Consider the following 25,998-nt stretch of genomic DNA (forward strand, 5'->3'; position numbering starts at 1 on the left):
ATAATTAACCGGGATCCACAACACATCTTCATTTAATTTGAGCCGGCAATATCCAAAACGATTCTGCCGTCAATCTGACCTTTTTTCATTTTATCGAAGACATCATTGATGTCTTCAAGCTTTGCAGGAGTAACCGTCGCTTTTACCAATCCTTCATTGGCAAAATCCAATGCTTCCTGTAAATCTTTTCTGGTTCCTACTATAGAACCTCTTACTGTAATCCTCTTTAAAACCGTTTCAAAAATGGGCAGCTCGAAAGATCCGGGAGGAAGGCCATTCAAAGCAATGGTTCCCTTTCTTCTCAGTACATCTATTCCCTGTTTGAAAGCAATAGGCGAAACTGCTGTAATCAATGCGCCGTGCATTCCGCCGACTTCTTTATGCAAATATTCTCCAGGATCTGTGTTTTTTGCATTGACTACAAGATCGGCTCCCAATTTTTTTGCCAGCTCAAGTTTATCATCTGCTACATCAATGGCAGCAACATGCATTCCCATTGCTTTTGCATATTGAACAGCCACGTGTCCCAGCCCTCCGATTCCCGAAATGGCAACCCATTCCCCAGGTTTTGTTTCTGTTTCTTTTAATCCTTTATAAACCGTTACTCCGGCGCATAAAATAGGGGCAATCTCCAGAAAGTTAACATCCGGTTTCAGGTGTCCCACATATCTCGAATCTGCAATAACATACTCTGCAAATCCGCCATCTACGCTATACCCTCCGTTTTTCTGTGCTTCACAAAGGGTTTCCCATCCGGTAATACAGTAATCACAGCATCCGCATGCACTATACAGCCAAGGAACTCCTACCGCATCTCCTTCTTTTACAAAAGCTTCAGGTCCACAGGCCACCACAATACCTACACCTTCATGTCCGGGGATAAGAGGCATTTTCGGCTTTGCCGGCCAGTCGCCATCTACAGCATGCAGGTCTGTATGGCAGACACCACAGGCAATTACTTTGACAAGGACTTCATATCTTCCGGGTTCTCTTACAGGTACTTCTTCTATTTTCAGAGGCTGACCGTAGCCTTGTACTACCGCCGCTTTCATTGTTTTTGGGATCATATTTTATTTTTTGGATTGAGTTTATTTTTTTGTATTAGTTTTTATCTCTACAGCTGAACTGCTTCAGTGAATTTCTTTTGAGAGTTAATATCATATCAAAATACTGATATTTCCTGCGTGAGGGATAGTAAGGGCGGCGAGGAACGAGCCGGTGCGGAATGAAATGGAGCACCGAAACGAAGTGCAGCCCTGCATAGCCCGACCGTTTTGCCCTGGGAAAAGCCAAGGCAATCGGGCACGTCCTAAATAATATTAAAAAAAGCCTAACTTATTCTTGTTATAAGAAATCAGCATGTTTTTAGTTTGACGGTAATGGTCGAGCATCATTTTATGATTTTCTCTTCCGATTCCTGACTGTTTGTAGCCTCCGAAAGGTGCTCCTGCAGGGTAAGAATGATACTGGTTCACCCATACTCTTCCTGCTTCAATCTGACGCGGAATATTGTACAGCTGATGCGCATCTCTTGTCCATACTCCTGCTCCCAGTCCGTAGATGGTATCATTGGCAATTTTCACAGCTTCTTCCTCGTCTTTAAAAGTAGTAAATGCCAGGACGGGACCAAAAATTTCTTCCTGGAAGATTCTCATTCTGTTATTTCCTTTGAAGATGGTAGGCTGAATGTAGTATCCGTCTTCCAGATCTTCTCCCAGATGATTGACATCACCTCCCACCAGCACTTCTGCTCCTTCTTCTTTTCCCAGCTGGATATAGGAAAGGATTTTATCTTTCTGAATCTGTGAAGCCTGAGCACCCATCATCACGGTTTTGTCCAATGGATTTCCTACTTTGATCGCTTTTACTCTTTCAATCACTCTTTCAATAAAGGCATCAGCAATACCTTCCTGAACCAGTAACCGTGAAGGGCATGTACAGATTTCTCCCTGATTAAGGGCAAAAAGAACAGCTCCTTCTATCGCTTTATCTAAAAATTCATCATCTGCATCCATTACTGAGTTGAAGAAAACATTGGGTGACTTTCCTCCCAATTCCAGGGTAACCGGAATGATGTTTTCTGTTGCATACTGCATCACCAGACGTCCTGTTGCGGTAGATCCTGTAAATGCTGCTTTGGCAACTTTCGGATTGGTCACCAGGGCTCTTCCGAGTTCTGCTCCAAATCCGTTGACAATATTAACAACGCCTGCCGGTAAAAGATCTCCGATAAGTTCCATTAAAACCATAATGGAGACAGGGGTACTTTCTGCCGGTTTTAAAACAACACAGTTACCAGCCGCCAATGCCGGAGCAAGCTTCCAGACCGCCATAAGTATCGGGAAGTTCCACGGGATAATCTGCGCGATTACTCCAAGGGGTTCATGAACGATCAGCGACACAGTATCTTTATCCAGTTCGTTATGAGATCCTTCTTCGGCGCGGATAACGGATGCAAAATATCTGAAATGATCAATAGCCAGAGGTAAGTCTGCTGCCAGAGTTTCTCTTACAGCTTTACCGTTATCAATAGTTTCGACCGTTGCGAGGTATTCAAGGTTCTGTTCTATCCTGTCTGCAATTTTGTTCAGAATAATGCTTCTTTCTGTAGAGGAAGTATTTTTCCATGTCTGAAATGCTTTTTCAGCAGCATCTACCGCCAATTCCAAATCTTCTTTGGAAGAGTGGGCCACCTGAGTGAAATTTTTCCCATCTACCGGAGAGACTACATCAAAATACTGGCCTTTAACAGGTGGGGTGAATTTTCCGTCGATATAGTTATCATATCTGTTTTTAAACTGAGGACGCTGTAATAGAGTCGTTGATCTTGGTTCTGTAATAGTGCTCATATTAGTTTGTTTTTATTTTTTCGTTAATGCCAAATTACACTGAGAAGCCAAAAAGAGTATAGCACAATCGTACAAAAAAAGTGTAAAATAGTGCAGTGAGTTGAATTTTAGTATTTTATTAACAGCAACATACAGTCAAATTTTCTATATTTGAGTTACCTCCTTTTGAAAAAAATTTAGAAATGAATAACAATAGTAAGATTTTATTAAATACTCCTGAATTACGTAAGGAAAACCAACTATTGAGTCTTGTTGAAAACCAGACGAAGTTCAATCTAAACAATTGTGAATTTAATATTTACGAAACCCATAAGGCTGCTTATGATGTAAAACTGCATTTCGAAAATATTGCATTTACAGCGATGCTGAGAGGGAAGAAGCACATGAAACTTGATAATAAAACCAATTATTTTGATTATTATCCAGGGGAAAGCATTCTGGTAGCACCGGGGGAAACCATGGTGATTGACTTTCCGGAGGCGGATGAAACTCCTACACAGTGTATTTCTTTAAGTCTTAATCCTGATTTTATTGAGGATTCTCTCAACTATCTGAATTATCATCTTCCCAAAGTGGACGAAGCCTCACAATGGAATATTCAGCTGGATGAGTATTTTCTTTTTAATAATAAAGCCCTCGCTTCTGCTACTAACAATATTATGAGAATTGCGATGGATGATAACTCTCAAAAGGATATCATGGCAGACTTTGCCCTGAAGGAACTTCTGATCAGACTCATGCAGACCCAGGCAAGAAGTATGGTAGAAAAGAATATTGCCAAGAATAAATCCAGGATAGGATTTGTGGTAGATTATATTAAACGTAATCTGCATCAGAAATTGTCGATTGACAGTATTGCCAAGCTTGCCTACGTAAGCAAGTCGAACTTCTTTAAAATGTTCAAAGATGAGTTGGGAACCTCTCCAAATGATTTTATTTTACAGGAAAGAATTAACCGGGCGAAAGAATTATTAGCCAGCCAGACCAGCATCAAGGAAACCGCTTTTCAGACAGGGTTTTCAGATACGAATTATTTCACCAGAGTATTTAAGCAACTGGAGGGAGTAACTCCGAAAAGCTACCAGGATAGGATGGTGGTAAGATAGTTCAGTAATGAAATAAAAAAGAGCCCCATTTCTGGGACTCTTCTTAAAAAATATATTAAAATTAAATCTTAATACTTGTCATTCTGCTTAACGTTCGGGTTTGCAGAGATTTCTCTGATTGGAATAGGTAATGTATATCTGTAATCACCATTTGGAAGATTTTTCACATCGATAATATCATCCGTAGGGTTTCTGTCCATGCTTACATTAGCTAATACAGCAAGTCTCTTCAAGTCGATGAAACGGTGGCCTTCAAGTGCCAATTCAATTCTGCGCTCTTTCAGAATATCAGCATAAGCAAACTGTGCAGATGTATAAGCAGGTGTTGTTGCTGTTCCAAGATAATTTCTTGCTGCTCTTACCTGCTGAATCAAATCATGAGCTACTGTAAGATTTCCTGCTGCTACCTCGGCTTCTGCCAAGATGAAGTACATTTCCGATAACCTGAAGACTTTTACGTCGTTTCTTGTAGCTGTACTTGTTTTACCTGGGTATTTGTCAATAACTAATGCATCATTTCTGGTATTTCCTGCCGTAGCACTCGCATAGTTAGGATTTTCTTTAGATGTAGGATCTACATAAGCATACCTTCTGATATCTCCTGGAGTACTCTTGAATAAATTATATAAGTTTCTTCCCCAGAACCACATTGGAGAACCTGTGATGTTTGACTGGTTTGTATTCCATCTTGAGCCAATTGCCCCTCCGGCACCTAGAGGAAGTCTGTTTAGAGAGAAGATAATTTCTCCTCTTGAAGAATCATTCCAAAGGTTTCTATATGGATTGAAAGAACCTGCTACACCATAAAATGCGGCATTCCAATCATCAGACCCAACAGTAAAATCATTAACAGTAGATGGAGTTGCCTGAGTTAATGATAGAGTTGAATTTGTTATTACTTCCTGTGCGTATTGTTTCGCTAAAGCAGTATTTCCTCTATACAAATTAAAACGTGCAGAAACAGCGTTTACAAAAATTTTATCTGTCAAATATCTTCCTTCGGAAGGATATCCTGTTTGACCTGGATATAATAAAATACTTCTTGCGTAATCCAAATCAGCATTGATGAAATCATACACCTCCTGATTCTTAGCTCTTGGTAACTGAGCATCTGTAGCAGGAACATCTTTTAGAAGAATCACTCCTAATGCATTAGGATCCTTCATATCAGAAGAAAAATAAGCTTCTAACTGTACATAGCAATACGCTCTGATTGCTCTTGCCTGGGCAAGAATCGCATTGTATTGCGCTTGTTCTTTTGCATTAGAAGGCGTAATATTTTTTGCTCCTTCAAGAAGTCTGTTAACTCTGTTAATTACTTTATAATTATTCATCCAGATTCCGTCACTTGAAGCTGTACTTACAGTTCCTCCTGTTACAACAGCACTGGATGGATCAAGAAAAAATCTGTGTAGAGAATATTCCTGTCCTCCACTACCAGATCCAGGCTTTACTTCATCTGTAAAAACAGCTGTGAAGTAAACCTCATCAATCGGATCTAACTGAGCATAAACGGATCCATTTAAAACTTCACCTAAATTAGCAACACTTGTATACAGATCCTGTTCCTGTAATTCTCCCGGCTGCTTTATATCTAGTGCATCCTGACAGCTGTTCAGCGTAAATGCCGCAGATGATAAGGTTGCTACAACTAATATTGTATTTATAAATCTTTTCATAATTCTTCTCTATTAAAAATCAACATTCAAACCTACAGATACGGTTTTTGGGTTAGGATAAACATTTAGTGAATACGAAGTAATTGGCTCCGGATCAAACCCTTTCCAATCTGTCCATGTATAAAGATTCTCCGCCTGAACAAATACTTTGATTCCTTTTACTGGCAATTTACCTAGCTGACTTTTGCTGAAGTTATATCCTACAGAAATGTTCTTAAGTCTGATAAAATCTGATCGGTGTAAGAATCTGTCTGAAGAACCCAAGCTTAGGTTACTTGCTTTCAATCCAGGTACGTCAGTATCTCTGTTATCAGGAGTCCAGGCGTTTAGTAAATCAGCTGAAAGATTTCTGGTTGCCGCAGCACTTGGGTCCATAATCCATGATTGTAGATTATCATAAATCCAGCCTCCTTGTTGGAAAGAGAACAAAGTATCAAGGAACCAGCCTTTGTGCTGTAGATTAAATCCGAAACCTCCTGTAAACTTAGCATATCGCGACTTTCCAGTCAATACTCTGTCTGCAGATGTTGGAGCTTCAGTGATGTTTCCGTTTTTGTCAAGGAACTGTAAGTTTCCGTTATCGCGGTTTACTCCTACATATGAATATAGCTGATACTGACCTGCAGGCCCACCGATAGCATTTACTACGTCCCCTGCAAGATTTTCGCTGTTCATAGAAACAATCTTGTTAGAGTTGTATGCTGCATTCGCGAAAACAGATAATCTTGTATTTTCGTTTCTGATCACATTATATCTGATCATCCCTTCAATACCTTTATTATCTAGAACACCGTCATTACCTCTGATTGAGTAGTAACCGGTAACAGATGATCTTTGAAGGTCATTGAACATTCTTGATGTTCTTTTCTGGTAGTAATCAACACTACCTTCGATCAGTCCTTTAAAGTTGAAGTCTAATCCAATGTTACTTTGTTTTACCTGCTCCCATTCTAGGTAAGGGTTTGATAAATTAACAAAGTTATATCCTAATAAGTTCTGATATCCTGAGAAACCATTATAAAGATCAAGGAAGTTATTTGGAAGAAGAGCTAACGGGTTAGCATTATCAGTTGCAATTCCTAAGTTCTGGTTACCTGTAGTACCAATTGAAGCTCTTAATTTAAGCAATCTGAATCCGGAATTAGCCATAAATTCTTCTTTATCGATATTCCATCTTGCCGCTACTGACCAGAAAGTCTCCCATCTGTTGGTAGGAAGGAAACGGTAAGAACCATCTCTTCTCACAACTCCACTTACTCCATATTTATCTTTGTAATCATAGTCAGCTGTTGCAAAATAAGCTAAAGTACCCGCAGTTACTTTTGATGCACTGTTGGAAGGTCTGTAGATGTTTGGAGTATCCGGGTTAAATGGAATATAACCGGTTCCTGCACCGAATTCCCATTGTAATGGGTTCAGACCATTCTGTCTTTGAGTTGTTGAGCTCACATGAGCTTTGATATAATCTAAGTATGCACCGGCACTAATCGTATGATCTCCAAAAGATTTATTGAATGTAATATTCGTAATACTGTTGAAAGTCAGATCTCTCGTTGTTGAGAAGTCTTCAAATCCTCCATATTTTGAACCATCTCCTTTTGCTACACTGATTGAAAGATATCCCAGTGGTGATCTTGCAAAGTTTCTTTCGTATTGTTTGTACTCGATACCTGTTCTGTTTCCTACGCTCAAATAATCTGTAATCTTATAATTTACATTAGCATTGGCAGAGATACTTAGTTCTGTAAATCTGTTTCTAATTCCTCCATTGATGTTATCCTGAAGGATCCATTGTCTGTTATTTGATGCATCTGCTCCGATAGCATTATATAACTCCTGTCCGTTTGCATATGGAGAAGGCCCGATATACGGTCTTGAAAGAACACCTCCGAATAATGGATTCTGAAGAGTATTGTTTGCAATACCTGTATTTGTTTCATCATCAAGCTGGTTTCTTCTGGAATATCCTAACCCCATAATAGCCCCAAAAGATAATTTTCCGTCCTTTGACTTACCATTAAGATTGTTTCTCATTGTAAATCTCTTGAAGTCTGTAGATTTTACAGTACCTTCGCTATCAAGATATCCTAAAGATAAGAAATTATTGATATTTTCTCCACCACCTGTGATTGACAGGTTGTGTTGCTGGGAGATTCCAATACGGGTAAATTGCTTATTCCAGTCTGTGTTAGTAGCCCAGTTATCAATCTCTTGTTGTGATAAACTACCACCTTTACCAGTTTGTAAATTCTTTTGAATCTGTAAAAGTTGTCTACCATCTGACATGTTATAATCAGAAGTAGGTAATTTACTGAACGAAGTTAATGCATCATAAGAAACTTTCAGTCCGGAGTTGAATTTTCCCCCTTTTGTTGTAATTACAACAACTCCATTCGCTGCCCTGTTTCCATAGATCGCAGTCGCTTGAGCATCTTTCAGGATACTGAACGTATCAATGTCATAAGAGTTTAGGTTTCTGAACTGAGACCCTGAAGTAATTACCCCATCCACAACGTAAAGAGGATCCGTAGAACCATTAAGGGAGCTGGCACCTCTGATCAAAATATTGAATTTTCCGGAACCTGGAGATCCAGATGCCGAATTCACTACAATCCCGGGAGCGGTACCCTGAATCGAGTTTAGTACCGAGATATTAGGTCTGTTTTCTAAAGTTTCAGAACCAACGGTTACTGAAGATGTAGTAGTTTTAGCTTTAGTAGCAGTTTTGCTATACCCTAAAACGACAACTTCCTCAAGTTTCGTCTCCTTGTCCTTACTGTTCTTAGAGTCCTTTTCCTGAGCTAGTACAGTCTGTCCTGTAAAAAACAAAACTCCGACTGTCAAAACGCTTAATTTCACATTCATATTAACAGATTTTAATATATTCAAGCGACAAATATGTCGATAAATATCTGTAACATCAATTCATTAAACGCTGAAAACCGGCTTCCAGAACGGAGATATTCACATTGATACTTAAGAAATGATGGGAAATCATTTTAATTGTATTAAAAAAATTAACAAAAAATAAGTCAATTTATACATTAACGGAATTTTAATAAATTTTAAAATTAAAATCAATTTACACACATTTGAAATAAAAGGTTAAAAAAATTAATTTAAAAATAAAACACCAACGTAAAATATAAACAAAACCAATTCTCAATTTCAAGCAAAAAACTAAAAAAAAGCGTTTTTTTTCTTAATTTTTATATAAAAAAAAGCTATTACAAACAACTAATCCCTGTTTTATGATGGTCTGGCCGGGATTAAAATTAAAAAATCATTAATATATCTAATTCCAAATTGGGTTAAAACCTATCGGATTTCCATCTATGTTTACTGTATTTTTTTAACCATTTTATCATTAAAGTCAAAAATAATTCGACTATAAAAACATTATAAATTTTTACAGTAACTTCATATTTATAAAAAAGTAAAGCACCTCAAATAAGAGATGCTTTCGATATTAATTGTTTAATAAAATTAGTGCTGGTAGCTGTAATATCTGGCTCCGATTAATACAGGATTTTCGTCTTCAACAGATACAAGCCCAAAACCCTTATAATTTTTTACAGATTCATTCAGCTGTTTTCTGTGAAGTTTTTCATAAGTTTCAAAATCAACAGCTGTTCTTTTATTCAGGCTTTCAAATAAATTCCATTTTTCTACTACGCTTCTCCAGTTAGCAGAAACCTTACCGGCAAAAACCTTCGATTTCGAGCCACTTCCATAGCCTATAAAACCAATCTCTTTTCCCGAAAGCTCATCATGTTCATTAAAAGATGTTTGTAATGCCGAAAGAAACGCCATAAAAATAGAAGCTGTATACATATTTCCTATTTCTGATGACGCTCTCTGCGTTTTTTCTATCTTATCATTGATTAATTTAAGGTAGCTTTCAGATTTGGCCACAGATTTCTGTTCATCCACAGTTTCATAAGAAAGATTATTCTCCAGACTGTAGATTTCAGTAAAGACTCTTTTCCCATGGAAGGCATAGGGAAGATGGAAAATAATATACTCCCAGTTTTCATAGGGTTTTTCCTTTCCTGTTATCTCTTTATAATGATTGTAAGCTTCTCTTATTCTATCCTGATAGCATTGATTGGAATATTGTCCGTCAAAAACAGGTTCATCCGTAAAGATTTCAATTTTTTCAGGGTACGTTTCCGGAGCTCCATTCAGATTCTCTTTCTTATAAGATCTTCTCGGTTTGAAAAAATCAAAAACACTTTCTGAAGCAACCCCCCAGTTATTTTCGATTTCAAGAAGGTCAGGTTTTGATGAGATTAAAAGGGCCACCGCACCGCCTCCCTGTGTATATTCGCCTGAAGAAGCCAGCTCGTATTTGGCATAATCACTGGCAATCACTACAGCTTTTTTATCAGGATTCACTCTTACAAAATCCAGAGCATTGTGCAACGCATCTACTCCCCCCACACACGCAAAAGTCATATCCAGTACATCACAGTTTCTGAAACATCTTGCCCCAAACTCTTCTTCCAATACTTTCTCTACCATCTGTACAGCATAAGAGGCCGTAGGTTTTGCAGCATCCACTGCACTTTCTGTTCCCAGATATACTCTTGCTATTTCCTTAGGATTAATATGATAATCTTGTATAAGCTTCAGTAATGCTTCTGCTGCAAAGGTAGCAGCGTCCTCATGAACATCAGAAAGTCCCATCTTATGAAGACCCAAGCCTTTTTCCAATTTGGCCGGTTCTATTCCCCTTTTTTCCGCTAAATCCTTAATCTCCAAATATAAACCAGGCACATAATAGCCCGCTGCTTCAATTCCAAAACTCATAATTGTCTAAATTTTAAACGAATTTATGAAAGATAACGCAAAAAACAGTGCTAAAAAGTAGTGATTTTTACAACATCATTAAAAATCAATGTATTTTGAATGATAATCTGGCAGTTTAGTATTCGGCAATAAAAAGAAGGGAGCCGGTAAATTTACCGGCTCCCTTCTTTTATTTATAATTTTCAATGGCTTTATTAATCACATCAATCTGCTTGTTGATGCTTGCTGCGTTCTGTGGATTCTGTTTCAGTAATTCCATTTTTTTGCTCAAGCCATCTTTCAGCATTTGAACCATCATCATTTTAGCCTGTGGGTTATCTGCCATTTGATTTTTGGCATATCCGGCTATTTTTGTGATACTTTCTGTCGCTTTGAGATTATCAGAAGTCATAATCCAGTTGAAACCGTCTTCTGCTGCTTTTCCCAATTCCGGGTTCTGGAATTTAATAAACGGATAGAAAGTGGCAAGAGGAGCAATATTCTCTATCTGGGATACAATTCTGTTCTTCACAATAATCGGAAGCAGTTGTGCCTGCAATTCATCTGAAGCTCCTTTCATATCAATTTTATCAGCCAGGCTATTTGCTCTCGACGGATCGATGGTAAGAATTGCGCTCATTGAACTTCCTCTCACGGCATTTGAAACAGCATTCATTCCTTTTTCAAATAACGGAAGATACTTCTTGTCTTTTGTCTTTCCTAAAGCCGTAATAGCTGCAGCCTGAGTTAATGTCTTCGGATCATTGGAAGCCAGTTTTTCAACTTCAGCACCCAATGCCTTCATTTGTTCAGGATTGGTAAGGTCTATTAAATTCAAAGCTTTTATTCTTACCCTGAAAAAAGGATCTTTCAGTGCAGCGGCTAATAATTTTACAGCTGCAGAGCTCTTTCCTGTTTGATCCTTGATCCCGCTTAACGCCAGATATCGGCTTTTAAATTCTTTAGAGTTTGTAAACTGTATCAGATTCTGTTCCGGAGTTTTGGTATCTGTAATGTCTGCAAGTAAAACGCCATCTGCATTGATATTGACAAGATCCGGAGTCTTGGAGACATCAAAATTAAAAGTATTTTTGGCTTCTGCATTTACCCAGACATTGTATCTTTTAGATTTTCCATTGTCATAAACGTCTATAGCCAGAGGAAATTCAAACAGTTTTTCCTGGGTTTGATTAATGGTTACAGCAACCTGTTTTTTCACAGGCTCAAATGTAGATGAGTAATTGATTTTCGGATTTCCGTTTCCAAAATACCATTGGTTAAAGAACCAGTTTAAATCTTTACCAGATACTTTTTCAAAAGACAGCCTCAGCTGATGGGCCTCTGCGTTTTGATATTCGTTAGTTCTGAGATAGTCATTCATTCCTGCAAAAAAAGCATCATCTCCAAGATAGTTTCTCAGCATATTTAAAATTCCTCCTCCTTTCTGATAGGTTACCAGATCGAAAACATCTTCACGGGATTCATAATTGAACCTTACCAGATTTTTATTAAAATCAGACGGATTATGAAGGTAGTTATTCACATCAGTCATCAGGTGATAATCAGCCTGGTCTTTTCCATATTTGTATTCATTCCAAAGGTATTCGGAATAATTGGCAAAAGACTCGTTAACGGTGAGGTTGCTCCAGCTTTCTGCTGTCACCAGATCTCCAAACCAGTGATGAAACAATTCATGGGCAATGGTATCTTCCCATGTATTTTCATCAATAAGCTGTCCCGGCTTTTGAAGAATATCACTTCCATGAAGTGTTGCAGTGGTATTTTCCATTGCTCCACTTACATAATCTCTTCCGGAAATCTGAGCATATTTCGCCCAGGGATAGTCATAATTCAGTTTTTTGGAGAAAAAATCGATCATTTCCGGGGTATTCCCGTAAATCTGTTTGGCATACGGCTCATATTCTTTTTCTATATAATAATCAACCGGAATGTTCTTCCATTTATCTTTTACCACAGCGTATTCTCCTACTCCCATGAAGAAAAGATAGGTAGAATGTCTCTTGTCCATTACCCAGTGATCGGTTCTGAGGCCATTGGATTCTTTTTTGGATTCTTTCAGAAGGCCATTGGAAAGAGTAATATATTTATCAGGAACCGTCATATAGATTTCCTGTGTTGTCTTTTGATTGGGTTTATCAATCGTGGGGAACCATGCGGATGAAGATTCTGTTTCTCCCTGCGTCCATATCTGTGTAGGCTTATCCGGATCTGTTCCCTGAGCATTGATAAAATAAAGTCCTTTTGCGTCATTGATTGCCATACTTCCCTGCTGTTTTACTTCATTCGGCCGGGCGGTATATTTGATATAGACTGTATAATCCTGATTTCTCTGATATGTTTTATCCAGAGTGATTTTTAAAATATCGTTTTTATATTCATATTGTAAAGGAGACTTTTTGCCGTTATGGTCAAGCGCGACTTCATGAATCAGCATTCCTTTTGCATCAAGAGTAAGTTCATTTCCTGGATAAAAATAGGGTGAGGCAGTAAGCCATTCTTCCCCGTTCATCTGTTCTTTCTGATAATCGAAATTTACTTTCAGCTTGGTATGCTTGAGTTCTGTTACTTTGGTATGGGTAGCTCTGTATACTTTTTCCCTTCCTGAAGTTTCAGTTTGTGCTGATACGTTAGTGGAAAATAAAATTCCAAGTATAGCAATTGATAAAATGGCCTTTCTCATCGGTCTACTTTATTTTTTAGAATTATTTTTTAATGATTATATCAAAAATATCATTGACTAAAGTTTCATAATCTCCCTTTTTAAGCTGTTCCTTTGTTTTAGCAAAGGCTTTTTTGAGCTCGCTTTCAGGGTTTTCTTCGTCCACTATTTCTGTTGAAGCAACTCCTTTTAACTGTTGTACAGCATTTTTCAGCGCTTCAATATCAGCATTCTCTTCTATATTGATTTTTAAATACTTCATGATTTATTTTTGAATATTTGAAATTTGTAATCTACATGATCTTTTCATAAGATTCAATGTAGGAGTTATTCTTTCAAATTTAAGAAACAATTACTGAAAGAACGCCTATTCATATTTTATATAAGCATAATTTGTGGTACGGATTATTTTGTACGGATTATTTTTCCTTTTTGATAATAAAATATCACTTCACAATTTACTTTTTTGTCATTGTTGTAAATATGAATTTTCTGTGGATCAATGCCATTCATTTCACTCAGCAAAGGTGCTTCCCAGTCATTATAAAAAAGAGGTTCCCTTAGTGTAAGATTGGGATTGGATTTAAGCTCATTAAACATATCATATTCCACACAGACGTTTCCACTCTTAATATTATTTTGCTGAAGAGCTGTATTCAATTTGCTGAATAATTTTTTATTGAACTGATTGGCATAAATCCAAGAGTTTTTCACACTTATATTAGTTGTGACAAGGATAAAAGTAATTCCTGTAAACAAAACACAGATTGTTCTGTTCTGTAATTTTAGTTTAACGGATACATATATTAATCCTGAAATAATAAATAGCGTATAGAAAAGTCGTATTGCTCCAAGATTCCTGTTATCAAATCCGAACAGAGTTGGAATATAGGATGAAAAAAAGAAAATACTTAATGCCAGTAATATTGAAATAACCGAAATGATACTGAGCTTCTTAAACTCCCCCACTCTGCTTTTAAAATCATATTTGCTGAATACTTTATAAACAGTCACAGGAATTATCAATGAAAATACCATTTCCACTACATTCAATTTTCCAATGTTAAGTAATCCTTTACAGAGGCCTGTAAAAAGATCTTTGAAAAATAGCTTTATAGCACAGACTAATGAAAATGAAATATGTTTTAAATCAAAAATTTTACTGAGTATATCCCTTTGATAAGAATGCAAAAATAAGTTGGGCTGAATAAATTTCCTGAACAGTACTATCACCCCCATAGTAAGCAGAACAAACAAAACCCTCTTCTTATTCTCTTTAATGATAAAAAGATGGAGAAGAAATAAAGGAATAAAAATTTCATAGCTTAGTAAAGAGGCTATGAAGCACAATGCACTGGGTATAATTTTGTTCTGCACGTATGCATAATAAATACTTAAAGCGAAGAAAATTGTTGCCAGATTCGAATTAAGCATAAGAGAGGAAAACTGAATACTTGTTCCCATTACTGAGCTTGAATACAATAATGTTATCAGACTGGCCAGCTCTTTTGTAAATATTTTTTTAGTAACCCAATATATCACAACTAATGAAAGCGGAAAAAAAAGAGTCCCTAAAAGATAAAAAGATTCATTATTTTTTGAGAAATAAAACAACGTTCCCGTCACCCAACCGGATACAGGTCTTGCAGCCATCGTTGCTGAATCCAGAAAGGAATGAATATAACTGAAATAAGATTCTGAGATAGCCCTTAATTCATATACTCTTGCCAGATCATCTGTCAGTATTATTTTTTCTGAAAAAATTGTCAGGCTGATATAAAGATTGTAAACAATAATCAGGATATTTAATAATACAAGATAATTATTGCCGTTTTTTACCTTCATATTCAGATTATATCGTCTATTAATATCAAAAAATAATAGAATTAAATTAAAGGAGCTGGACTGATATTACAGAATATCAAATGGCTACAGGAGCTTTAATCCCTGGATGTGGATCATAATTTTCTAAGGTAAAGTCCTCGAAATCGAAATCAAAAATGTTTTTAACATCAGGATTCAGTTTCATGGTCGGAAGTGCTCTTGGTTCTCTGGCAAGCTGTCTGTTTACCTGCTCAAAATGATTATTATAGATATGAACGTCTCCAAAACTGTGAACATAATCTCCCACTTCAAGATCACAAACCTGTGCTACCATCATCAAAAGCAACGCATAACTCGCGATATTGAACGGTACCCCAAGAAAAACATCAGCACTTCTCTGATACAGCTGTAAGGATAATTTACCATCCGCTACATAAAACTGAAATAAGGCATGACAAGGCGCCAGTGCCATATTGGGAATTTCTGCGACGTTCCATGCTGATACAATAAGTCTTCTGGAATCCGGATTCTTTTTGATCTGATCGATTACTTCTGTGATCTGGTCTACTACTTTTCCGTCCGCTCCGCTCCAGCTTCTCCATTGTGCTCCGTAAACCGGCCCCAAATCTCCGTTTTCATCCGCCCATTCATCCCAGATACTTACTCCATTGTCTTTAAGGTATTTGATATTGGTATCCCCTTTCAGAAACCAGAGCAATTCATAGATAATAGATTTTAAATGCACTTTTTTAGTAGTTACCAAGGGAAATCCTTTTGACAGATCATATCTTAACTGATACCCGAACACGCTCCTTGTACCGGTGCCGGTTCTATCGGTTTTATCAGTTCCGTTGTCTAAAATATGCTGTAAAAGGTCCAGGTAGTTTTGCATTTTTGAATGAGATTTTAAGTTCCAAATTTAGTAAAAAAAAAGCACCCAACCTATGGATGCTTTTTATAAGGTGCATATCTCTTTTCTATTAAATGAGTATAAACATTATATTTTCAAGCGATTAAAACAGCTGAAATATTATAATACAGAAACGCTGATTTCTTCATTGTTTCCATTGATTGATTTTAACTGGCCATATCTGTTTTTATCAATAAATTTATCATTTGAATAATCCAGTCTAACCGGGCCAAATTTTATAAGCTTCTGAAATTTACTTTCATCAATAATATCTTTTGTTCCATAGTCAATAGAGATATTTCCTATTGTCTTCAGTTTACCCAGCCTGCTGTTATCTATCACATCATTTGGCCAGTAATCTATATTGAGACCACCTATTTTCTTTACCTTACCTGCTTTTTCTGTGGTAAATGCAGATTCTTCCCAATAGTCTATAGAAATATTTCCTATACTTTTCAGCTTCCCTGCTTTTTCACCTGTAAATGCGGAATCATCCCAGTAGTCTATTTTGACATCCCCAATACTTTTCAGCTTACCATATTTGGCTTTATCAAAAACCTGATTATCATAATACTCAAATTTCCCATTCAGATCAGGAGCATTAAAATCAGAAATTGATCCGTCAGCATTCAGTGTAATTACAAAACCATCTACTGTCAGTTTTACCGTTTCCAAATCATATGTTTTTGCAGAAACTGTAGCACGAACCTGTGCATTGATGGTCAGACTGCCCAATAAAAAGACAAAGAGAAGTAAATTTTTAATTTTCATATCATTAAATATTGATTTACCAAATATGTTCAATATCCTGATTGATACTGTTGATGGTAAAACGATCTCCCATTTTCTTGCCAAACATGGCTTTTACTAAGGGAGATTCTGCAGAAACCGTCATGATCTTCTGATTTTCAGAAAAAATTTCTCCCATGGAAGCAGAAATATAGAATAAGCCTTTATTGGTTTTCACCAAAGCACCATTCTGAACTTTCTCAGAGGGCTCTGAAGTTATCTTTTGCAATACAACCTGCTGGTTCAAAACTTCATTTAGCTGCCGCTGAAGATTATTGATTTCCTGCTGAAGCATTTCTCTTCCGGTTTCATATTTGTCGCCCATAGAACTTTTTGTGTCATTATTGGACGCGCGTGTTTCTGTAATAAGGTTTTCAAAATACCGGATTTTCTCCGCAGCTTTCGCTTTAATGATATTAAGTATTTCCTGTTTGTTCATTAGATGATCTTTTTTATTGCGGACAGGCGGCAGATAAACCACCCCGTCAAAATCTGTGATTTTGACACCCCTCCAGAGGATGGGAATTGAGTGCACTGGAAGACTGGTTGTTAAGATTTACATTTTCAGACGGGACTTTAAGGTTGGAAAATTTATTTTTCAAATACGGCATAATCAGAAACTTTGAAGCTGAAATCTTTTCCATGATTGAAATCTCTTTTTGTTTTATCAAAAACATTTCTGAATGTTCCTGATACATGTTCATCTTCAATGGAAAAATTAACAGGTTCTTTTGACAGGTTCAGAACGACCAGAACTTCATCTTGACCATTTTTCCTTACATAGGCCAGAATTTTATCATTTGCTGTCGTATTAAGAAGATAGGTTGTCACATTGGTATCTCCTCCCCTTAACGCCGGATTTGATGCTTTTAAATCTAATAATGTTTTATAGAAATCAGCAACCTGATAAGTGTTTGTCCATTTGATGGCATCTTTTTCGAAGAATTCCAGTCTTTTCATATTCGGAAGTTCCTGACCGGAATATAATAACGGAACACCATTCCATGTTGCTGAAAATACGGCCATAGGTTTTGTGATTACTCCATATTTTTCATATTCGGTACCATTCCATGAATTTTCATCATGATTGGTGGTAAACCATGCTCTCATTGAAGCGTCTCCAATATTGGAATATCGTCTCAACAGGTCCTTTAATTCCTGAAGAGGTTCATTGTTTTTATAATAGTCAGCAGATTTGTGCATCCATTTCCAGGAATAGCTGGCATCGAAAAATTTTCCGTATTCCGGACTTTCCAATTCATCGAATTCTCCCAGCCAGAAAAGAGGTTTTATTTTTTCCACTTCCGGACGGGCCTGTTCCCAGAAGTCCACTTCAACCCACGATGCAAGGTCACATCGGAAACCGTCAATATTGGTCTCCTGCACCCAGAATTTCATAGCATCAATCATTGCCTTACGCATCGCCTGATTTTTATAATCCAGCTCAATGATATCATCCATTCCGGAAGCAATATGAAATTTACCATCCGCATCTTTCAGATAAAATTCAGGGTGAGTTTTTGTCCATACATGATCCCACCCTGTGTGATTGGCTACCCAGTCAAGAATTACCTTAAATCCTAACCTGTGTGCTTCGTTCACCATATCTTTAAAATCCTGTAATGTCCCGAATTCCGGATTGACAGAGGTATAATCTGCCGCTGCATAAGGGCTTCCCAGGCTCCCTTTTTTATTCTGTTGGGCAATGGGGGTAATGGGCATAAACCAAAGTGTTTTTACCCCCATAGATTTCAGGCGGGGCATTTCTTTTGCAAATGCTCTGAAAGTTCCTTCCTGAGTATATTGTCTTACATTTACTTCGTAGATATTTGTGTTATGTTTCCAATCTTTTGGCAGTTCTGTCATCCTTCTGGTATTTTTTTGAGTGGTACAGGAAACAATTCCCAGACCAATTACAGCTAACAAAATTAATTTTTTCATTAAACTATTTTTAACAAAATTAAGGATTGTTTTTGGGGTAAAAGGGCAAAAAGGCAAAATCGTTAAAAGCAGAATGGCAATTTGTTGACCCAGCATAAAAAAGCCCCGGATCGAAATCCAGGGCCAGTAAGTATATTGTATGACTATCTTTCGTCATCATTATCATCCTCATCATCAAAGACATCGTCATTGTAGTCTTCTTCTTCCTCATCATCGAAGCTGTCATCTTCATCTGCAAAATTACCCCCGGCTCCGAAATCCTCATCAAAACCGAATTCATCATCTACCAATGGCATTGCTGATTTCTTTTTGCCTCCTGAATTTCCGTTTTTGCTAGGAGCTTTCAATGGAACATTTCCAAATCTGTACACTGTGATCGGGTAGTTGACTCCTTTTGTTTCCTCAATCACTTCCACAAGCTCGCAGAAAAATTCCCAAAGATCAAGAAGTCCATACTGGAATTGCGCTTTGTCACCTACATTTTCAAAAGCTTCATCAATGTAAACATCTGACATGATTTCACCATCACCATCATCACTCATATCTTCCAATGGGACACTTTTTACGATCGTTCCGTCATCTTCCAACAGATTAAAAGTAGAAAGCTCATCTCCCTGCAGACTGAATGCACTTTTAATTCCTAAATGTAAGTTCCATAACGTTTGTTTTCCCTTAACTTCGACATCACGGAAAATATCCTCTTTCGCATCTAATATTACGCGGATTTTGTAAACCATATCAGTTTCTTAAATTACTTTTTGCCTTTATAATTATGATAAATCTCTGTTGCAAATATATAATAAATGACATGTGACAAAAAAATATTTCAGGATTTTTTAAAATATTTTTTTTTCTTACATTTTGCCGGAATTATTTACTTTTTTCCAACATAAAACTGAATTTTGTACCTTCAAGGTAAACGCTTTCTACGGTAATATTTTCGTTGTGCGCTTCAAGAATATGCTTTACAATAGCAAGACCAAGCCCTGAACCGCCTTCTCTCCTGCTTCTGCTGGTTTCTACACGGTAAAATCTTTCAAAGATTCTGGGAAGAATTTCAGATTTGATTCCCATTCCGTTATCAATCACTTCTATCAATACCTTATTTTTCAGGATGCTGGTTTTTACAATCACTTTTGCTTCCTGTCTGTTGGCATAATGGATGGCATTGGAGATCAGATTAATAAAAACCTGGGAAATTTTCTGTTTGTCAGCTTCTACAAAAATCTGCGGGTGAAGGGTCTGGATCTGCAGGGTTGTATTCCGCTTTTCGGCTTCAAGATCAAGAAGGTCGAAAATTTCCTTAATCAGAAGATTGACATCAAACTTAGAAACGGTAAGGTTGATTTCACCCGCTTCCAGCCTGTTGATCATATCCAGATCTGTTACAATGGCAATCAGTCTTTCTACCGATTTATCAATTCTTTCCAGATACTTGTCTCTGATGGTAAGGTTGTCTACGCCACCGTCTCTTAAAGTTTCTACATATCCCTGGATAGAAAACAAGGGAGTCTTGAGTTCATGGGAAACATTTCCGATATATTCTTTACGGTAGCTCTCCATCTCTTTCATCATATCAATTTCTGATACCTGCTGTTGGTTAAGATCCGAGAACCTTTCCCCTAATTCTTTGATGGTGATATTTTCGTCATGATTCTGTACTATTTCCTGCGGGAGAAACCCGGAAAGACCTTTTACCTGTTTTCTCCCATAATAATTGAAAAGAAGTTCAAGCACTACACAGTTGATCAGGAAGATCAGAACAATACAGATAAAAAGACCCGTTTTGAATAAAGGGGTCTCATAATAGATATCTTTCAGTGAATCAAATATGATTACCAAAAGGAACATTACCAATGTCAGCAGACAGGAGGCAACGAGGGTAAGTCTGTAAAATTTCAATTTTACAACGTTTTAATGATTGAACGTAAAGTTAAGATTTTTAAATCATTAAACGATCAGTTTATATCCAATCCCTTTTAATGTCTGAATCGTATTGATTCCTAACTTTTCTCTCAGCCTTCTGATATGAACATCGATTGTTCTCTCTCCTACAATCACATCATTTCCCCAAACTTTTTCCAGAATCTCCTCTCTTTTGAAAACCTTTTCAGTATTGGAAGCCAAAAGGTAAAGCAAATCAAATTCTTTTTTAGGAAGAAGAAATTGCTGTCCGCTTTTGGAAACTCTGAAGTTATCTTTATCAATGACAAGATCTCCGATTTCGATGAGTTTAGCATTGTCAGAAACCTGAGAGGTTAACTGCAATAATGCATTTACTTTAGAGATAAGGATTTTCGGTTTGATCAGTTTTACAATGTAATCATTGGCACCCGCCTGAAAACCTGCTAACTGGGAAAATTCTTCGCTTCTTGCAGAAAGGAACACAATAAGTGTTTTTTGAAGTTCTTTCACTTTACGAAGTTCCTGACAGGTTTCTATACCATCTTTCTCAGGCATCATGACATCTAATAAGATAAGGTCCGGAACAATTTCCTTTGCTTTTTCTATACCTTCATTACCATTGGTAGCAGTATAGATATCATACCCTTCTTTTTCCAAATTGTAAGACAGAATCTCTAAAATGTCCAGTTCATCGTCTATTAAAAGAATTTTTTTGCTCATCTTCTAGTTTAAGAATTCCCACAAAATTAATTATTTCCATTGATTCCATCTATTCGGCAAATGTTAACTAATTATTAAAAAATTACATTTTACACTTAAATTATAAAATCAATAAAAAAACAAATAAATAAATACACACAAATCAAATATAGGCAATATTTTTTAAAATTAAAATAAATATTATAATTATATAAATGAAACTTTGACAAATGTAAATTCAGCTTATCCGTTAATGCAAACTTCATAATTAATTAAGATTATCCTAAAGTTTTCCTAAAAACTTAGCCTTTATTTTGCCCTTGAAAAAGAAGTAAAAGAAGTAAAATGAAAAAACAACTCCACAAGAGCATAATGCTACTTGCCTTGTTTTCTGCTGGCTATGCTTTTGCACAAAGTCAGATTTTGGAAGGTAGGGTATTGGACGAGAAAGACAACACCCCTATACAAGGGGTAAAAGTAAAAGTAAATGGGCAGGAAGTAACAACTGACATTTCCGGATACTACTCTATCAACCTTTCCCCTGGTACCAATTACATTGTAACGGTAAGCTCCAATGGGTACAACGGAAAAGAGATCAGTGAGGTCGTTATCAAAAATGAAGGCAACACTCACCTTGATATCGTTCTGGAAAAGCCATCTACCAAAGAAAAGGAAATCGAGGGAGTTGTCATAAAATCAAACGCAAGAAAGGAGACTATAGCCTCTACCATCGGTTTACAAAAAAATGCCGGTGTAGTTTCTCAGGTTATCGGTGTTGAAGCGATCAAAAGAAGTCCGGACAGAAACACTGGTGAAGTTCTGAAAAGAGTTTCAGGGGTGAGTTTATTTGAAGGAAAATATATTGTAGTAAGAGGTTTGTCTGACCGTTATAATCAGGCGATGCTGAATGGCATTCAGCTATCCAGTACAGAACCGGACAGAAAGACTTTCTCTTTTGACCTTTTCCCAGCTAATGTTATCGAAACACTTGTCATCAACAAAACTTTCATTCCAGAATATACAGGAGAATGGGGAGGTGCTCTGATTCAGGTTAATACGAAAGATATTCCTAATAAAAACTTCTTCAATGTACAGGTAGGTGTAGGAGGAAACACAGCTACTATGGGACAGGAATTCCATATGCAGAAAGGCGGAAAATGGGACTTCCTGGGAATTGATGACGGTTACAGAAAACTTCCGGCTAATATGCCTGCAAAAAATGCGTTCAGCATTCTTACTGAGGCACAAAAAACGGAGATCGGTAAAGGATATACAAAGAACTTAGGGTATAACAGCATTGGTTACCCGGAAAATTTGAGCTTACAGCTTGACGGAGGTTTCAACACAAAAGTTTTCGGAAAAGATTTAGGGGTAATCGCGGTTTTAAACTACAGCAACAATAAAAGAAGAACCGAATCTACCAACCGTTTCTTTACCATCAACGACCAGCTTGCTGATACCAATTTCGATTATTTTACAGAAAAATACAGCAATGATATTATTTTAGGAGGAATGTTGAACCTTGCTTTAAAGCTGAACAACAACAATAAAATCTCCCTGAAGAATATCATTACCAACAATACGGTAAACCACATGTCCTTCAGAACAGGAAAGGACTTTGAATTTGATCCGATCAACGGAACAAACATCATGGCAAGGGAGATCGGTTTTAAAGAAACTACTTTTTACAACTCAACCCTTAGCGGTAACCACAAAATTGATGCTCTTGGAGGATTGGCCATAAACTGGTACGGAAGCTTCGGGATCCTTGATCAATATATTCCTTTGCTGCAGCGTTTACAGTATAATCAATATACCAACATGCCGGGAAGCCCTTATTTAGCATTGATTTCTAATGGTCTTTCCCAAAAATCAGGAAGTGTATTCTACTCTACTCTGAGCGACTATCTCTATAATGCAGGAGGTGATGTTTCCAAGTCATTTACAATGTTTGGACAGAAACAAACGATCAAAGGAGGGTATTTATTTCAGGTAAAAGACAGAATATATAACTCACGACCGTTCTCCGTAAGACTTGAAAACTTCAACCAGGGATTACTTTCCCAGCCTTTCGAAACCATCTTCAATCCGGGTAATTTCGGAACTAACGGTGGATTCACGTTTGATGAGATTGCTGGAAATCAGTACAGATATATTGCCAATACAATCCTTAACGCAGGGTATTTACAGTTTGACAACAATTTCACACCATGGTTAAGAGCAGTTTGGGGATTAAGAGTTGAAAACTTTGACCAGTTGGTAGGGAGTACAAAAAGAAGTGACGACCGTTTTGTAAATACAAAAGTTACCGACTTTTTGCCTGCTGTTAACTTAACATTCAAGGTAAATCCTAAAATGAATATCCGTCTTGCAGGTTCACAAACCGTTGTAAGACCGGAGTTCAGAGAGGTTTCTCCTTTAGCCTATTATGATTTTGATTTAGGAGCTACAGTAATAGGTAACAAATCTATTGAAAGAACCAAAATAACCAATGTTGATCTTCGCTGGGAATACTACCCAAGAAACGGAGAGATCTTCTCTGTGGCAGGTTTCTATAAAAATTTCAAAAAACCTATCGAATTATATTTCAACCAATCCGGGGTAGGAACAAGTAACACTTTCAATTACCTGAACGTAGATAAAGCTGACGCTTACGGAGTTGAAGCGGAATTCAGAAAAAAACTTGATTTCGTTTCTGCGCTTAGAAACTTTACAGTAGGTGGAAATGTTGCCAGAATCTGGAACAGGGTAACAGATGAGACCACTAAGATTGACAGACCAATGCAGGGACAGTCTCCATATACGGTAAACGTAAGCCTTCAGTACGATACTGAGAAATCAGGATGGTCTTCTACTGTATTATTCAACATGATCGGAAGAAGAATCCTTTATGTAGGAAACGATCAGGTTCCGCCAATCTGGGAAGCACCAAGACCTCTTCTTGATTTCCAGCTTGCTAAAAAACTGTGGAGCAACAAAGGAGAGATCAAGCTGAATGTTTCAGATATCCTGAACCGCCGTGCCAAATTCTACCATGACCTGAACGACAACGGTAAGTATGACAGTAAAGATGCTCTTGCTATTGAAAGGCTTACAGGAACCAATATCAGTTTAACACTGGGATACAATTTTTAATACACTCAACAAATATCTAATAAAAATAATTTAATTCTTTATAACATGAAAAAGTTCGTTTTATATTCTTTAATGCTTGGCGCTCTAGTATCCACTACCGCTTGTAGAAATATAGAAGAAGATGGACCTACCATTATTCAAAATGGAGGTAACGGAAACGGAGACACTGAAAACCTTATTCTTTCAGGAAAAATCACTTCCAATACTACGCTTAAAGCCAATAAAATCTATAAGCTGAGAGGACTAGTATATGTAACTAACGGAGCTACTTTAACAATCGAACCAGGTACAAAGATTGTAGGTGAAGCAGATAAAAACGGAGCTTTGATCATTACAAGAGGAAGTAAAATCATGGCAGAAGGTACTGCTGCCAACCCTATTATCTTTACTTCTGAAAAACCTAGTCCGAAAAGAGGAGACTGGGCTGGAGTAGTTATTTTAGGAAATGCTCCTACCAATGCTTCTTTCGGTGGTGCAAACGGAGTTGGAGAAATTGAAGGAGGAATCAACAACTCTGAAGGTCTTGGACTTTACGGTGGAAACAATGCTGCTGACAACAGTGGCGTATTAAAATATGTAAGAATCGAGTACGCAGGATATGCATTCTTACCGGACAAAGAGATCAACGGTCTTACATTCGGTGGTGTAGGTAACGGAACTACAGTAGACTATGTAGAAGTTGCTTATGCCAATGATGACAGTTTTGAGTGGTTTGGAGGAACGGTAAACTGTTCTCACCTTATTTCTTACAAAGGTCTTGATGATGATTTCGATACGGATAACGGTTTCTCAGGAAATGTACAGTTTGGTATTGCAGTAAGAGATTCTCAGGTAGCAGACGTTTCCGGTTCTAACGCATTTGAATCTGATAATGATGCCAACGGTTCTACATTAACGCCTCAGACTTCGGCTACATTCTCTAACATGACGATTATCGGGCCAATCAACTCTACAACTTCCGGATCAATCAACGCTTTATTCCAGAATGCCCTACAGATCAGAAGAAACTCTTCGATCTCAGTATTCAACTCTGTATTTACAGGATTCCCTGTTGGATTATTCATTGATGCTACAAAAGGTGCTCCAACAGATAACAATATTGTAGGTAACAAATTATTCTTCGAAAACAACGTATTGGCAGGAAATACAACTCCTTTAAAATTCGGACCATCTACATCTACCCCAACAACGTATACATTAGCAGATCTTACAACATGGTTTAATGCTAAAGGAAACACAATTCTTGCTTCTACAGCTGATGTAAAACTTGCCGGAGCCTGGGCTCCTGCAGGAACTACTCCAAACTTTACTCCTACTGCCGGGTCTCCATTATTAACGGGCGGATCATTTACCAACCCTAAATTGGCAAACTGGTTTACACAGGTAACTTACAGAGGTGCTGTGAAGGATGCCAGCGATACATGGTATGCAGGATGGACTAACTTCAACTTATAACATGTAGATATAAGTACCTAGATTTAATTTCAAATAAGAAAGTCTTCGGAAAATTTCCGAGGGCTTTTTTTATGATAATTATCCAACATGTTGACGATCTTCTGAAATCAATATTAAGAGATGTTCATATTGTAAAAACAGAAAAAGGGAATATGAACAGTAATTTTTTAAATTGATCATGGGGTTTTATTGCTAGGTTTTGGCTAAAGCCGGACGTATGTATTCTTCTATTTAA

Annotated in this window: 18 protein-coding genes; 3 read left to right on the forward strand and 15 right to left on the reverse strand. The window is 37.2% G+C overall.

Translation table 11 applies throughout. From position 1 onward, the window contains the following. Positions 1-32 precede the first annotated feature (32 nt). Both adhP and AC3FI7_RS10310 read right to left on the reverse strand, forming a co-directional pair. Positions 33-1,067, reverse strand: a complete 1,035-nt coding sequence (gene adhP, locus AC3FI7_RS10305) for an alcohol dehydrogenase AdhP (protein ID WP_142723148.1) — start codon at positions 1,065-1,067, stop codon at positions 33-35. A 252-nt stretch (positions 1,068-1,319) separates the two neighbouring features. Continuing rightward, the gene (locus tag AC3FI7_RS10310) at positions 1,320-2,849 is read right to left on the reverse strand and encodes an aldehyde dehydrogenase family protein (protein ID WP_142723147.1); all 1,530 of its coding nucleotides are present in this window, start codon (positions 2,847-2,849) and stop codon (positions 1,320-1,322) included. A 182-nt stretch (positions 2,850-3,031) separates the two neighbouring features. On the opposite strand from AC3FI7_RS10310, the gene AC3FI7_RS10315 reads away from it, so the two are divergent. Next, entirely contained in the window at positions 3,032-3,955 is a 924-nt protein-coding gene (locus tag AC3FI7_RS10315; protein ID WP_343659322.1) for an AraC family transcriptional regulator, read from the forward strand. A 68-nt stretch (positions 3,956-4,023) separates the two neighbouring features. Here the strand turns inward: AC3FI7_RS10315 and AC3FI7_RS10320 are convergent, their stop codons facing one another. From AC3FI7_RS10320 to AC3FI7_RS10380, 13 genes are all read right to left on the reverse strand, one after another. Next, entirely contained in the window at positions 4,024-5,634 is a 1,611-nt protein-coding gene (locus tag AC3FI7_RS10320; RefSeq protein WP_343659323.1) for a RagB/SusD family nutrient uptake outer membrane protein, read from the reverse strand. Between the two features lie 12 nt (positions 5,635-5,646). Then, positions 5,647-8,499: a SusC/RagA family TonB-linked outer membrane protein gene (locus AC3FI7_RS10325; RefSeq protein ID WP_343659325.1), complete on the reverse strand. Its 2,853-nt coding sequence runs from the start codon at positions 8,497-8,499 to the stop codon at positions 5,647-5,649. Positions 8,500-9,120: 621 nt separating this feature from the next. Beyond that, entirely contained in the window at positions 9,121-10,446 is a 1,326-nt protein-coding gene (locus AC3FI7_RS10330) for a hydroxymethylglutaryl-CoA synthase family protein (protein ID WP_491461988.1), read from the reverse strand. A gap of 169 nt (positions 10,447-10,615) precedes the next feature. Further along, positions 10,616-13,126: a M1 family metallopeptidase gene (locus tag AC3FI7_RS10335; RefSeq protein ID WP_491461989.1), complete on the reverse strand. Its 2,511-nt coding sequence runs from the start codon at positions 13,124-13,126 to the stop codon at positions 10,616-10,618. A gap of 22 nt (positions 13,127-13,148) precedes the next feature. After that, on the reverse strand, positions 13,149-13,367 hold the full coding sequence (locus tag AC3FI7_RS10340; protein WP_142723141.1) for a hypothetical protein: 219 nt from the start codon (positions 13,365-13,367) through the stop codon (positions 13,149-13,151). Positions 13,368-13,510: 143 nt separating this feature from the next. Beyond that, a complete protein-coding gene (locus AC3FI7_RS10345) occupies positions 13,511-14,950 on the reverse strand; it encodes a hypothetical protein (RefSeq protein WP_343659329.1) in 1,440 nt (479 codons plus the stop codon). Positions 14,951-15,026: 76 nt separating this feature from the next. Beyond that, positions 15,027-15,821 (reverse strand): thymidylate synthase, encoded by a 795-nt coding sequence (locus AC3FI7_RS10350; protein WP_232721018.1) that lies wholly within the window; start codon positions 15,819-15,821, stop codon positions 15,027-15,029. Between the two features lie 138 nt (positions 15,822-15,959). Beyond that, complete coding sequence (locus AC3FI7_RS10355; RefSeq protein WP_142723138.1) at positions 15,960-16,610, reverse strand: hypothetical protein; 651 nt, start codon at positions 16,608-16,610, stop codon at positions 15,960-15,962. A 16-nt stretch (positions 16,611-16,626) separates the two neighbouring features. Beyond that, positions 16,627-17,067, reverse strand: a complete 441-nt coding sequence (locus AC3FI7_RS10360) for a hypothetical protein (protein WP_343659331.1) — start codon at positions 17,065-17,067, stop codon at positions 16,627-16,629. 152 nt (positions 17,068-17,219) lie between these two features. Next, entirely contained in the window at positions 17,220-18,569 is a 1,350-nt protein-coding gene (locus tag AC3FI7_RS10365) for an alpha-amylase family glycosyl hydrolase (protein ID WP_491461990.1), read from the reverse strand. Between the two features lie 143 nt (positions 18,570-18,712). After that, complete coding sequence (locus AC3FI7_RS10370; RefSeq protein ID WP_142723135.1) at positions 18,713-19,306, reverse strand: IS1096 element passenger TnpR family protein; 594 nt, start codon at positions 19,304-19,306, stop codon at positions 18,713-18,715. Between the two features lie 133 nt (positions 19,307-19,439). Continuing rightward, complete coding sequence (locus AC3FI7_RS10375) at positions 19,440-20,471, reverse strand: sensor histidine kinase (protein WP_142723134.1); 1,032 nt, start codon at positions 20,469-20,471, stop codon at positions 19,440-19,442. A 48-nt stretch (positions 20,472-20,519) separates the two neighbouring features. Next, positions 20,520-21,194 carry a response regulator gene (locus AC3FI7_RS10380; protein WP_002977493.1) on the reverse strand — a complete coding sequence of 225 codons (675 nt, stop codon included), beginning with the start codon at positions 21,192-21,194 and terminating at the stop codon, positions 20,520-20,522. Positions 21,195-21,518: 324 nt separating this feature from the next. Between AC3FI7_RS10380 and AC3FI7_RS10385 the strand changes: the two genes are divergently transcribed. After that, positions 21,519-24,308 (forward strand): outer membrane beta-barrel protein, encoded by a 2,790-nt coding sequence (locus tag AC3FI7_RS10385; RefSeq protein ID WP_142723133.1) that lies wholly within the window; start codon positions 21,519-21,521, stop codon positions 24,306-24,308. A 45-nt stretch (positions 24,309-24,353) separates the two neighbouring features. Further along, positions 24,354-25,763, forward strand: coding sequence for a beta-helix domain-containing protein (locus AC3FI7_RS10390; RefSeq protein WP_291895435.1), 1,410 nt, complete (start codon positions 24,354-24,356; stop codon positions 25,761-25,763). Positions 25,764-25,998 lie beyond the last annotated feature (235 nt).

This window comes from Chryseobacterium sp. TQ-BC-N36, from assembly GCF_058382295.1.